Genomic DNA, 11,618 nt, shown 5'->3' on the forward strand with positions numbered 1-11,618 from the left:
TCCCCATGCACCACATCGCCCGCGGTTCCGCCGTACTGATCACCCTGATCACCGTCGGCCTCGGCACCCCGGCCGCGGCCTTCGCCGTCGCCGGGCGGTCACCGGAACCGGTGGGCGGGCCCAAGCCGCAGGTCGCCGTCATCGGCACCGGCGGCACCATCGCGGGCGTGGCCAAGAGCCGGGTGTCCTTCCAGAACTACGAGTCAGGGCAGCTCCCGGTGTCCCGGCTGGTGGACGACCTCAGGCCCGAGGTGAACCGGATCGCCGACGTCACGACGCGGCAGTTCGGCAACAAGGACTCCAACGACTACACCGTGCCCGATTACCGGCGGCTCACCGCCGCGGTCGACGACGCGCTCCGCACGAAGGACGCCGTCGTCGTCACCACCGGCACGGACACCATGGAGGAGTTCGCGTACTGGCTGGACCTCACCGTCCGCAGCGACAAGCCGGTGGTGCTCACCGGCGCCCTGCGCCCCTGGACCGTCATCAGCTCCGACGGCCCGGCCAACCTCTACAACGCGATCCGCCTCGCCGCGAGCGGCCGCACCACCTGCTTCGGCACCGTCGTCATGCTCAACGACCAGATCCAGGCCGCCCGCGAGGTCCGCAAGGCCGACGCGCTCCGCCTCAACGCCTTCACCAGCGGCAGCAACGGGGAGCTGGGCGTCGTCGACCAGAACCACATCCGCGTCGACCGGGCCCCGGCGCGCGTCCAGGAATGCGGCAAACCGGGCTGGAAGACCCCGTTCGACCTGAACCGCATTGCCCGGCGGCCGCTGCCGAGGGTCGAGATCGCCTACAGCTACCAGGGCGCCGGGCCGGAGGCGATCAAGGCGTTCGCCGACGCGGGCGCGGCCGGTGTCGTCACGGCGGGCACCGGCGCGGGCGGCCTCTCCCCGGCCATGACGGAGGCCCGCGCGGACGCCGTGAAGAACGGCGTGCTGTTCGCCTCCGCCTCCCGCACCGGCTCCGGGGCGGTGTACGACCCGCACGTACGCGGCGTGGTCGGCGCCCAGGACCTCACCCCGCAGAAGGCCCGCCTGCTGCTGACCCTGGCGCTGGCGAGGACCCACAACGAGGACCGCATCCAGCACTGGTTCACCACCCTGGGCCCGGAGCCGCTGATCTCGCCCCGGCGGTAGGGCCTACGCGCCGCGGAACGTCGAGCGGTACGCGCTGGGGGAGACGCCCAGGGCGTCGCGCAGATGCATCCGCAGCGACGCCGCCGTGCCGAAGCCCGCCTCCGCCGCCACCCGGTCCACCGGCAGATCCGTCTCCTCCAGGAGCTGGCAGGCCCGCTCCACGCGGCGCTGGGTCAGCCACCGTACGGGCGTCATCCCGACCTCCTCGCGGAACCGGCGCGAGAACGTCCGTACGCTCATCGACTCGTGCGCCGCCAGCTCCGCGAGGGTCAGCGGGCGGTCCAGACGGGTCAGGGCCCACGCCCGCGCCTCCCGGGTGGAGGAGCCGTGCGGCGCGGGGACGGGGCGGCGGATGAACTGGGCCTGGCCGCCGTCGCGGTGCGGCGCCACCACGGCGCCCCGCGCGACCTCACCGGCCACCGCGGAGCCGTGGTCGAGCCGGATCAGATGCAGCAGCAGATCGATGCCGGAGGCGTCCCCGGCGGAGGTGAGGACGTCGCCCTCGTCCGCGTACAGGACGTCCGGGTCCAGCTCGACCGACGGGAACAGCGCCCGGAACTGGTCGGCGGCCTGCCAGTGCGTCGTCGCCCGGCGGCCGTCCAGCAGTCCGGCCGCCGCCAGGACGAACGCGCCGGTGCAGATCGAGGCGATACGGGTGCCGGGCCGCCGGACGCGGGCGAGGGCGTCGGCCAGCGCGGGGCCGAGACGGCCCTCGGTCTGCGGCTCGTCCTTCTCGTTGGCGGCCGGGACGAGCACCGTGTCGGCCTCGGCCAGCGCTTGGGGGCCATGGGCGACGTTCACGCTGACGTCGGAGTCCGTACGCACCTCACCGGGCACCAGCGCGCACGTCACCACCTCGTACAGCGGCTCGCCGGACGCCGAGACGGCCCGCCCGAACAGGCGGTGCGCCATCCCCAGCTCGAACGGGAGCAGCCCGTGCCGCACCAGCACGGCCACCCGGTGCCGCTCCGGATGCGCGAAGACGGTCATGGCGCGATTTTCGCACGTCAGTGCTTGGCGCGGCTGGGCTGCACCCGCTTCGGCTCGCCCTTCATCTTGGGGTGCTCCGGCGGATACGGCAGGTCGCCGAGACCGTGCTCCCGCTCGTCCCGGTCGGCCAGCTCCAGCGCGGCGTCCAGCCGGTAGGCGTGCTCGTCCATGTCCGCGTGCACATCGCCCACCTCCCGGTAGCGCACCGGCATGGTCGCCAGGTCGAAGTCGCGCGGCCGGGCGTCGGGCACCTCCTCCCAGCGCAGCGGCGCGGAGACCGGGGCGTACGGCCTGGGGCGTACGGAATAGGCGCTGGCGATGGTGCGGTCCCGCGCGGTCTGGTTGTAGTCCACGAAGATCTTCTCGCCGCGCTCCTCCTTCCACCACGCCGTGGTGATCCGCTCCGGTGCCCGCCGCTCCAGCTCCCGCGCGACCGCGATGGCCGAGCGCCGCACCTGGGTGAAGGTCCACTCCGGCGCGATGGGCACGAAGACGTGCAGCCCCCGCCCGCCGGAGGTCTTGGGCCAGCCCCGCAGCCCCAGCTCGTCCAGCACCTGGCGCAGCTCGCCCGCGGCGCGCACCGCGTCCCGGTAGTCGGTGCCCGGCTGCGGGTCGAGGTCGATGCGCAGCTCGTCGGGGTGCTCGGTGTCGCCGCGCCGCACCGGCCACGGATGGAAGGTCAGGCAGCCGAGGTTCGCGGCCCACACCACGGCCGCCACCTCCGTGGGGCACAGCTCGTCCGCGTACCGCCCACTGGGGAAGGAGATGCGGCCGGTCGGGATCCAGTCGGGGAGGTTCTTCGGCGCCCGCTTCTGGAAGAACGATTCCCCCGCCACCCCGTCCGGGTAGCGCTCCAGCGTCGTCGGCCGGTCCCGCAGCGCCCGCAGCGCGCCCTCGCCGACGGCGAGGTAGTAGCGGGCGAGATCGAGCTTGGTGAAGCCCCGCTCCGGGAAGTACACCTTCCCCGGGTTGGACAGCCGCACCGTGCGCCCACCGACGTCGAGCTCCACCGTCTCTGCCATACCCCAACGCTAGGTCCACTCCGCCCGCTCCACCTCCCGGCGGGCGCGCGGGTCCCGGCGGGGACACAATCGAAGACATCATGGACCTTCCGGTGATGCCCCCGGTGGCACCGATGCTGGCCAAGTCGGTGGCCACGATCCCGCCCGGCATGCGGTACGAGGCGAAGTGGGACGGCTTCCGCGCCATCGTGTTCCGCGACGGGGACGAGATCGAGGTCGGCAGCCGCACCGGCAAACCGCTGACCCGCTACTTCCCCGAACTCGTCGACGCCTTCCGCACCCATCTGCCGCCGCGCTGCGTGCTGGACGGCGAGATCGTCATCGCGCGCGAGGGGCGGCTGGACTTCGACGCCCTCCTGGAGCGCATCCACCCCGCCGACTCCCGGGTGCGGCTGCTCGCGCGTACCACGCCGGCGGGCTTCGTCGCCTTCGACCTGCTCGCCCTCGGCGACACCGCGTATCTGGACGCACCCCTCAGCGAGCGCCGCGACGCCCTGACCGAGGCGCTGCGCGACGCCGCCGACCCCGTGTTCACGGCCCCCTGGACCGACGACATCGACGTGGCCCGGCGGTGGTTCGAGCATTACGAGGGCGCCGGACTCGACGGCATCGTCGCCAAGCGCCCCGACCTCGGCTACCGGCCCGGTGAACGCGTCATGGTCAAGGTCAAGCACGAGCGGACCGCCGACTGCGTGGTGGCGGGCCTGCGGCTGCACAAGTCGGGCCCCGTCGTCGGCTCCCTGCTGCTCGGGCTGCACGACGCCACGGGCCGTCTCCAGCACGTCGGCGTCTGCGCCGCCTTCCCGATGCGCCGCCGCCAGGAGCTGATGACCGAACTGGAGCCGCTGCGCATGGAGACGGTCGAGGGCCACCCCTGGGCCGACTGGGCGCGGGAGGAGGCCCACGCCGGGAGCCGGATGCCGGGCGCGCCCAGCCGCTGGACCGGCGTCAAGGACCTGTCCTGGCTGCCGCTGCGCCCGGAGCGGGTGTGCGAGGTGGCGTACGACCACATGCAGGGCGACCGCTTCCGGCACACCGCCCGCTTCCGGCGCTGGCGTCCCGACCGCGACCCGGGGGAGTGCGGCTACGCGCAGCTGGAGGAGCCGGTCTCGTACGACCTGCGCGAGGTGCTGGGCGGCTAGTTGCTCACGGACGCGGGCCACCACGGGTTGCGCCGCCGCGCTGTTCGGCCATGCGCGCGAACCAGTCCCGCGCCGCCTCCGCGGCCTGCTCCAGCGCCCCGGGCTCCTCGAACAGATGGGTCGCCCCGGGCACCACGTGCACCTCGTGCGGCGCGGCCAGCATCGCGGCGGCCTGCTCGTTCAGCCGCAGCACCTCGTGGTCGTCCCCGCCCACCACCAGCAGCACCGGTGCGGCCACCCGGTTCAGCACCCCGCCCGCCAGATCGGGGCGGCCGCCCCGGGACACCACGGCCCGCACCCGCTCCGGCCGCTCCGCCGCGGCGGTCAGGGCGGCCGCCGCGCCCGTACTGGCGCCGAACAGGCCGACCGGCAGCCCGGCGGTGCCGGGGTGCCCGGCGAGCCAGTCGACCGCCGCGACCAGCCGCCGCCCCAGCAGCGGGATGTCGAAGCGGTGCTCAGCGGTGATCGCGTCCACCCGCTCCTCGGCGTCGGTGAGCAGGTCGAACAGCAGCGTCGCGAGCCCCGCCCGCTGGAGCACCCCGGCCACCGCGCGGTTGCGCGGGCTGTGCCGGGAACTGCCGCTGCCGTGCGCGAAGGCCACCACGGCCACGGGCTGTTCCGGAACGGCCAGATCGCCCACGAGCAGGGCGTCGTCCGCGGCGATACGGGCGGTCTCGGAGCGCATGGCACCTCCTGCCGGGGAGCGGCGTAACGGGTGGGGCTACGCGTGGGCCAGCAGCCCCTGGCGCAGCTCGCTGTAGAGCCGGGACAGCCGACGGGAGATGTGCATCTGCGAGAAGCCGAGGATCTCCCCGATCTGGCTCTGCGAAAGCCCGGCGAAGAAGCGCAGGTAGAGCACGTAGCGGTCCTGTTCGGAGAGGTCCGCGATGAGCACCCGCAGCGACTCCCGGTTGACGACCCGTTCGATCGCGGCGTCGTCCGCGCCGACCGTCTCGGCGAGCAGCCGCTCCTCGGCGCCCTGCACGGCGGCGTTGAGCGACAGCGGGGTGCAGGAGGCGCTGGCCTCCAGCCCGGCGCGCACGTCCTCCTGCGGCATGCCGGTGCGGGTGCTGATCTCCCCGACGGTCGGGGTGCGGCCGCCCAGCTCCTGCTCCAGCGCGTCGCGCGCGGAGCGGGTGCGGGAGCGCACCTCCTGGATGTTGCGCGGGATGTGCAGCGTCCACAGACAGTCGCGGAAGTGCCGCTTCAGCTCGCCGGTGATGACGGGGATCGCATAGGAGGGGAAGGCGTGGCCGAGGTCCGGGTTGTAGCGGTCGACGGCCTTCACCAGGGCCAGCGAGGCGACCTGGGTGAGGTCCTCCATGTTCTCGCCCTTGTTGCGGAAGCGCAGCGCCAGACGCTTGGCGACCGGCAGCCACTCGCAGATGATCGTCTCGCGCAGCGCGTCCCGTTCGGGACCGGACGGCAGCTGGGACATGCGCAGAAAGGCGCCGCCGGTGTCGGGGGTGTCGTCGTGTCGTCGGCGGCGAGTCGCGGTTGCTGGCATGGTCACTCGCCTCCGTGGTCCGATGTCACGGCCTGCCCGCGGCACAGCGGCGATGCGGTGAGGGCCCGCTCCTAACTGGGGCCCCGGAAGAGGGGCGATCGGTTTCACGGTCGGTTCTGCGGTCGCCACCAGGCTCGCATGCCCCCCAAGGTCGTGCAATTCGGCCAAATCGCCCCCTCTTTTCTGCATCTTTGGGGGGAATTGTGACGCTGAGTGGTTGATCATCGGGGCGGTGGGTATCCGCCGGAGATGGACGCCACCCTTCGTCTCGCCCAGCAACCCGAGGCCGACGCCCTGCTCGCGCGCAGCCCCCTGGCCCTTCTGACCGGCATGCTGCTCGATCAGCAGGTTCCCATGGAATGGGCGTTCACCGGTCCGTACACCATCGCCCGGCGGATGGGCGCCGACGACCTGGACGCCCATCAGATCGCCGCGTACGACCCCGAGCGGTTTTCGGCGCTGCTGTCGGAGAAACCGGCCGTGCACCGCTACCCCGGCTCGATGGCGGGGCGCGTCCAGCAGCTGTGCCGGTACCTGGTCGAGACGTACGACGGCGACGCGGCCGCCCTGTGGCGCGACGCCCCCACCGGCGCCGAACTCCTGCGGCGGCTGAACGCCCTGCCCGGGTACGGCAAGCAGAAGTCCCAGATCTTCCTCGCCCTGCTCGGCAAGCGGTTCGGGGTGCGGCCCGAGGGCTGGCGCGAGGCGGCGGGTTCGTACGGCGAGGAGGGCTCGTACCGCTCGGTGGCCGACATCACCGGACCCGAGTCGCTGGACAAGGTGCGCGCCTACAAGCAGCAGATGAAGCAGCAGGCCAAGCAGGCCAAGGCGCGCGGCGCCTAGAGCGGCCGTGGTCGGGCCGTACCCAGCGCGTCGCGCAGGGTGTCCACGGCCAGGGTGAGCGCGGCGCGCGCCGCATGGGTGTCCCGCAGGGCGTCGAGCATCAGGAAGTCATGGATGATGCCCTGCATGCGCAGCGCGGTCACCGGCACCCCGGCGTCGCGCAGCTTGTTCGCGTACGCCTCGCCCTCGTCCCGCAGCACATCGGCCTCACCGGTGATGACCAGCGCGGGCGGCAGCCCCTTGAGCTGGTCGGTGTCCGCCCGCAGCGGGGAGGCGGTGATCTCGGCCCGCTGCACGGGGTCGGTCGTGTACTGGTCCCAGAACCACTTCATGCCCTCGCGGGTCAGGTAGTAGCCGTCGGCGAACTGCTGATACGAGCCGGTGTCGAAGTTCGCGTCGGTCACCGGGTAGAACAGCACCTGCTGGACGGGGGAGAGGTCGCCGCGCTCCTTGGCCATCAGCGTCAGCGCGGCGGTCATGTTGCCGCCCACCGAGTCCCCGGCCATCGCGAGCCGGTCCGGGTCGAGCCCGGCGCCCTCGCCGTGCGCCACGATCCACTGCCCGATCGCGTAACACTGCTCCAGCGCCACGGGGTAGCGGGCCTCGGGGGAGAGGTCGTACTCGGGGAACACCACGGCCGCGCCGACCCCGACCGCCAGCTCCCGGGCCAGCCGGTCATGCGTGTGCGCGTTGCCGAACACCCAGCCCGCGCCGTGCACGTAGAGAATCACCGGGAGGGTTCCGGAGGCCTTCGGCGGGCGGATGATCCGCGCCTTCACCCCACCGGCCGGAATCCCGGTGACGCTGATCCACTCCTCGTCCACCTCGGGCTTGGACACCTCGCCCGACTGCACCTCGTCGACCGTCCTGCGGCCCTCGGCGGGCGACATCTGGTACAGGTACGGCGGCCGCGCGGTGGCCTCGGCGAACGCGGCGGCCGCGGGTTCCAGTACGGGGCGGGACGGTGCGGTGCGCGGCATCTGCGGCTCCTTGGCGGTCCGGGATTCCCAGGCGGCCCGGGAATCCGACCATCTCACCGCCGCCACGCCCGCACGCGTCCGCTTACGCCACTCGGGGGTCCCGTCGACCCGGCGGATCGGGCCGGATCAGGTCAGCGGGCCCGGCGCCGGGGAGGGGTCGGGGACCGGATCGGGGCCCGGCGGGTTGGGGACGGGATCCGGGGAAGGTCCCGGGGGCGGCCCCGGAGTGGGTGCCGGCGGCTCCGGCGGGGGCGACGGCACCGGGTCCGGCGGCGGCCCTGGCGGCGGTCCGGGTACGGGTCCGGGCGCGGGCCCCGGCTCGGGTCCGCCCGGCCCGGGAGACGGGGTCGGGTTCGGCGGCACGGGGTCGTCGGGCCGTGTCGGGTCGACGGCGGTGGAAAGCGGTTCGGTCTGCCGTGCCACGATTTCCTCCACATGCTCGTGCGATGGTGGCCACGTCATCTGCGAGGCGGGTTGCCCTGCGGGGCGGGTGCCCGATATCCCGGGGGCCACGCATGGCCCCGGCGACTCCCACCGTACGCCGCGAGTCGCCGTACGCGCCGTCAGTCCGCGTCCACGATCGTGACCTCGACGCCCCCGTCGCGCAGCGCCCGGATCTCCTCCGGGTCGGCGCGCCGGTCGGTCACCAGGGTCCAGCCCGGTGGCAGCCGTATCCAGGTGTGGAACGGGCGCCGCCCGACCTTGGCCGCGTGCGCCAGCACGTACACCTGCTCGGCGCGCCGGGCCATCAGCTCCTTGAGCCGGGTCTGGCGCAGATCGGCCTCGCAGATGCCGTGTTCGGCCGTCACCCCGTCGGCGCCCAGGAAGACCCGGTCGAACGTCATGCGCTCCAGCGCCGCCTCGGCGAGCGGGCCCAGGAAGCTCTGGCTCAGCGGCCGGAGCGTACCGCCCAGGCACTCGACCCGTACGGACTCCACGTCGGCCAGCTCCTGGAGCGCGGTGAGCCCGGTCGTGGCGACCGTCAGCCCCTCGGCCGTGCGCAGCTCATGGGCGAGGGCGCCGACGGTCGAGCCCGCGTCCAGCAGCACCGTCTCGCCGGTACGGACGGTCGACGCCGCCCAGCGGGCGATGGCCCGCTTCGCCTCGAACGCCTCGCCGGTGCGCTGGCGCAGCGACGCCTCGGGGTGGGCGACCAGGGCCATCGCCCCGCCGTACGTCCGCGCCAGCCGTCCGTCAGCGGTCAGCTGGGCGAGGTCGCGGCGGATGGTGGAGGCGGTGACCCCGAAGGTGCGGGACAGCTCCTCCACGCTGGCGAGGCCCGTGGTCGTCGCGAGGTGGACGATCTGGTCGCGCCGGGCCCGTGCTCCCTCTACCGGCAATGTCACTCGTCCTTCTCGGTCATGTGGGTGGGCTTCAGCTGGCGGGCGAGGGCGACATCTCGGCGGCCTGCCGCAGCGCCTCGATCATGCTACCGGCGTCCGCCTTGCCGGTACCGGCGATGTCGAACGCGGTGCCGTGGTCGACGGAGGTGCGGATGACGGGGAGGCCCACGGTGAGGTTGACCCCGGCCTCCAGGCCGAGGACCTTGACCGGGCCGTGCCCCTGGTCGTGGTACATGGCCACGATCAGGTCGTAGTCGCCGCGTCCGGCCAGGAAGAAGGCGGTGTCGGCGGGGAGCGGTCCGCGGGCGTCGATGCCGTCCGCCCGCAGCACCTCCAGCGCGGGCACGATCTTCTCCTCCTCCTCGCCGTAGCCGAACAGCCCGTTCTCCCCGGCGTGCGGGTTGATGCCGCACACCCCGATCACCGGCTCCGGGGTACCGGCCCTGACCATCGCCTCGTGGCCGCGGCGCACGGTGCGTTCGACCAGACCCGGCTCGATCTTGTTGACGGCGTCGATGAGCCCGATGTGGGTGGTGACGTGGATGACCTTCACCGTCGGGGTGGCCAGCATCATCGACACCTCCTCGACACCGGTGAGATGGGCCAGCAGCTCGGTGTGGCCGGGGAAGACGTGCCCGCTCGCGTGCAGGGCCTCCTTGTTCAGCGGCGCGGTGCAGATGCCCTGCACCTCACCGTCCATGGCGAGCCGGGCGGCCGTGCGTACGTACTGGTACGCGGCGTCCCCGGCGACCGCGGACAGCTCGCCCCAGGGCAGCTCGGCCGGGAGCAGCCCGAGGTCGACGACGTTGATCCGGCCCGGGGTGAACTCGGCGTCGGCGGGCGCGTCGACGGCGACGATGTCGCACGCGATGCCGCGCAGCCGGGCCGCTTGCCGCAGCCGCTCCGCGTCCCCGATGACCACCGGGCGGCAGCGCCGCAGGGTCTCCGGGGCGAGCAGGGCGGGGACGATCACCTCGGGCCCGATGCCCGCGCCGTCGCCCATGGTGACCGCGATGAGCGGGAGCGGACCGGCGGCGGCGAGATGGGTGGGTGCGTTCATGAGGTGACCTTCCGTTCGGTCGAGTGGGGGCGCAGCGCCCGGACGATGTGACGCAGGGAATCGGGATCGCCGAAGCTGCCCGGGCGGGTCACGACGGATCGCCCGTCGGGAGTGCGGAGGTGTACGGCGCCGTGGTGGACCTGGCCGACGGGGTCGAGCCGGGTGATCGCGAGGGCGTCCAGGACCCGGCGCGCGGTCTCGCCGCCGGTCAGGACGAGGTCGGCGGCGCCGTCGTGCGCCGCGAGGGCGGCGGCGACGGTACGGGCCAGCCCGTGCACCAGCCGCCGGGCCGGTACGGGGGCGGTGTCAACGGCCTCCGCCGCGGCGGCCGTTGCGGGGCGTACCGCGCCGAGCGGCGGACCGGCGGGCGGCGGACCGGGGGCCGGGGCGATGGTGACGACCGTGAGCGGGGCAGTCAGCGGGGGCAGGGCGGCCGCGGGCGGCTCCGACAGCAGGTCGGCCAGGTCGAGCCCGACATGTACGGCCCCGTCGGCGACCAGCCGGCGCACCTGCTCGACGGCTCCCGGTTCGGCCGTACCGACGACGACCAGCACCGGCCGGTCGGCGACCGCCGCGGCTTCGGCCCGCGCCGCGAGGTCCGGCCGTGCCGCGGTATCGGCCGGCGCCGGGCGCGCGTCACCGTCCGCCGTGGCGGGCAGGGCCGCCAGGTGGCGGCCGAGGGCCGTCGCCAGCCCGCCGGTGCCGACCAGGCGCGGCCGTGGGTCCTCGGCGAGCGAGGCCCCGACGATCGCGTCCAGGTCGGCGTCCGTCTCCGCGTCGCAGACCGCCACCCGTCCCGCCGCCACCGCGGCCCGCAGGGCGGACAGCAGGGTGGGCCGCGGGGCGCGTACGGTCGCGAGGGGGATCAGCACGGTGGGCAGCCCGCCCAGCGCGTCGGCCACCGAGGACGGCGGCGCCGTGGCCTCGGCGTGCCACGCCCCGCCCTCGTGCAGCGGCACGCCGCCGAGGTGCACCACGCCCGCGCGCACCACGCGCCCGGCGACCGGGAGGGCGGGGGCGACGATCACGCCCGTCCCGTCCGCGGCCAGCGCGGCGACCTCGGCGGCGACATTGCCCCGCAGCAGTGAGTCGATCTTCTTCAGCACCAGGGCGTCGCCCGTGGGTGCCAGCCGCAGCGCGCCGCGGACCGCGTCGGCCGCGTCCTCGGCCGGGCAGTAGCGCGAGTCGAGGTCCAGCACGGTCACGGCCCGCGCGTCCGCCGCGGATATCTCCTCGGGACGCGGACCGGCGGGCCCGGGGGACCCATCGGACCCGGGCGGCCCATCGGGTCCAAGAAGGACCACACGACTGCGCGTTGTGCGCGAACTCAGCCCGGCTGCCGTCTCGGCGGCACCGGACAGGTCGTCCGCGATGGCCAGCACCCTCCGGAAGGGCGGCATCTCCACCGGTACCTCCTTGAATGGCCATGACAGGGGGAGTGATCAGATGTGATCGGATTCGATCGGGCGGCGGACACGCTGCCTCCGCGGGTTCGATGATGACACACGTTGCGCGAACCGCGCGAGAGGTATTGCGTAAAGCGCGCAGTCATGTCACGGTGACCGCCGCGACACCTCGATCCGTCC

The 11,618-nt window shown here is 73.8% G+C and carries 11 protein-coding genes; 3 read left to right on the forward strand and 8 right to left on the reverse strand.

Annotated elements, in window-relative coordinates:
- The first annotated feature begins 5 nt into the window (after window positions 1-5).
- Window positions 6-1,145 (forward strand): asparaginase, encoded by a 1,140-nt coding sequence (locus tag ACH4TL_RS18650; RefSeq protein WP_398315347.1) that lies wholly within the window; start codon window positions 6-8, stop codon window positions 1,143-1,145.
- A gap of 3 nt (window positions 1,146-1,148) precedes the next feature.
- Here the strand turns inward: ACH4TL_RS18650 and ACH4TL_RS18655 are convergent, their stop codons facing one another.
- On the reverse strand, window positions 1,149-2,135 hold the full coding sequence (locus tag ACH4TL_RS18655) for a GlxA family transcriptional regulator (protein ID WP_398315349.1): 987 nt from the start codon (window positions 2,133-2,135) through the stop codon (window positions 1,149-1,151).
- A gap of 17 nt (window positions 2,136-2,152) precedes the next feature.
- On the reverse strand, window positions 2,153-3,157 hold the full coding sequence (gene ligD, locus ACH4TL_RS18660) for a non-homologous end-joining DNA ligase (protein ID WP_398315351.1): 1,005 nt from the start codon (window positions 3,155-3,157) through the stop codon (window positions 2,153-2,155).
- 80 nt (window positions 3,158-3,237) lie between these two features.
- Between ligD and ACH4TL_RS18665 the strand changes: the two genes are divergently transcribed.
- Window positions 3,238-4,299, forward strand: a complete 1,062-nt coding sequence (locus tag ACH4TL_RS18665) for an ATP-dependent DNA ligase (RefSeq protein WP_398315353.1) — start codon at window positions 3,238-3,240, stop codon at window positions 4,297-4,299.
- Window positions 4,300-4,303: 4 nt separating this feature from the next.
- On the opposite strand, the gene ACH4TL_RS18670 is transcribed toward ACH4TL_RS18665, so the two are convergent.
- On the reverse strand, window positions 4,304-4,984 hold the full coding sequence (locus ACH4TL_RS18670; RefSeq protein WP_398315355.1) for a dienelactone hydrolase family protein: 681 nt from the start codon (window positions 4,982-4,984) through the stop codon (window positions 4,304-4,306).
- Window positions 4,985-5,020: 36 nt separating this feature from the next.
- Window positions 5,021-5,806: a sigma-70 family RNA polymerase sigma factor gene (locus ACH4TL_RS18675; RefSeq protein WP_398315357.1), complete on the reverse strand. Its 786-nt coding sequence runs from the start codon at window positions 5,804-5,806 to the stop codon at window positions 5,021-5,023.
- A gap of 249 nt (window positions 5,807-6,055) precedes the next feature.
- Between ACH4TL_RS18675 and ACH4TL_RS18680 the strand changes: the two genes are divergently transcribed.
- The gene (locus ACH4TL_RS18680) at window positions 6,056-6,649 is read left to right on the forward strand and encodes an HhH-GPD-type base excision DNA repair protein (protein WP_398315359.1); all 594 of its coding nucleotides are present in this window, start codon (window positions 6,056-6,058) and stop codon (window positions 6,647-6,649) included.
- On the opposite strand, the gene ACH4TL_RS18685 is transcribed toward ACH4TL_RS18680, so the two are convergent.
- From ACH4TL_RS18685 to ACH4TL_RS18700, 4 genes are all read right to left on the reverse strand, one after another.
- Window positions 6,646-7,629: an alpha/beta hydrolase gene (locus ACH4TL_RS18685; RefSeq protein WP_398315361.1), complete on the reverse strand. Its 984-nt coding sequence runs from the start codon at window positions 7,627-7,629 to the stop codon at window positions 6,646-6,648. The genes ACH4TL_RS18680 and ACH4TL_RS18685 overlap by 4 nt on opposite strands.
- A gap of 563 nt (window positions 7,630-8,192) precedes the next feature.
- Window positions 8,193-8,969 (reverse strand): DeoR/GlpR family DNA-binding transcription regulator, encoded by a 777-nt coding sequence (locus ACH4TL_RS18690; RefSeq protein ID WP_398316033.1) that lies wholly within the window; start codon window positions 8,967-8,969, stop codon window positions 8,193-8,195.
- A gap of 34 nt (window positions 8,970-9,003) precedes the next feature.
- A complete protein-coding gene (pdxA, locus tag ACH4TL_RS18695; protein WP_398315363.1) occupies window positions 9,004-10,032 on the reverse strand; it encodes a 4-hydroxythreonine-4-phosphate dehydrogenase PdxA in 1,029 nt (342 codons plus the stop codon).
- Window positions 10,029-11,432 carry a four-carbon acid sugar kinase family protein gene (locus ACH4TL_RS18700; protein WP_398316035.1) on the reverse strand — a complete coding sequence of 468 codons (1,404 nt, stop codon included), beginning with the start codon at window positions 11,430-11,432 and terminating at the stop codon, window positions 10,029-10,031. Before ACH4TL_RS18700 ends, pdxA begins: the two co-directional genes overlap by 4 nt.
- Between the last annotated feature and the right edge of the window lie 186 nt (window positions 11,433-11,618).

This window comes from Streptomyces sp. NPDC021115 (assembly GCF_044333065.1).
Lineage (GTDB): Bacteria > Actinomycetota > Actinomycetes > Streptomycetales > Streptomycetaceae > Streptomyces.

Bases quoted from the DNA above. Each gene is read 5' to 3' on its own strand.
- ACH4TL_RS18650 (WP_398315347.1), top strand. From the start codon at position 6: ATGCACCACATCGCCCGCGGTTCCGCCGTACTGATCACCCTGATCACC.
- ACH4TL_RS18655 (WP_398315349.1), bottom strand. From the start codon at position 2,135: ATGACCGTCTTCGCGCATCCGGAGCGGCACCGGGTGGCCGTGCTGGTG.
- ligD (WP_398315351.1), bottom strand. From the start codon at position 3,157: ATGGCAGAGACGGTGGAGCTCGACGTCGGTGGGCGCACGGTGCGGCTG.
- ACH4TL_RS18665 (WP_398315353.1), top strand. From the start codon at position 3,238: ATGGACCTTCCGGTGATGCCCCCGGTGGCACCGATGCTGGCCAAGTCG.
- ACH4TL_RS18670 (WP_398315355.1), bottom strand. From the start codon at position 4,984: ATGCGCTCCGAGACCGCCCGTATCGCCGCGGACGACGCCCTGCTCGTG.
- ACH4TL_RS18675 (WP_398315357.1), bottom strand. From the start codon at position 5,806: ATGCCAGCAACCGCGACTCGCCGCCGACGACACGACGACACCCCCGAC.
- ACH4TL_RS18680 (WP_398315359.1), top strand. From the start codon at position 6,056: ATGGACGCCACCCTTCGTCTCGCCCAGCAACCCGAGGCCGACGCCCTG.
- ACH4TL_RS18685 (WP_398315361.1), bottom strand. From the start codon at position 7,629: ATGCCGCGCACCGCACCGTCCCGCCCCGTACTGGAACCCGCGGCCGCC.
- pdxA (WP_398315363.1), bottom strand. From the start codon at position 10,032: ATGAACGCACCCACCCATCTCGCCGCCGCCGGTCCGCTCCCGCTCATC.
- ACH4TL_RS18700 (WP_398316035.1), bottom strand. From the start codon at position 11,432: ATGCCGCCCTTCCGGAGGGTGCTGGCCATCGCGGACGACCTGTCCGGT.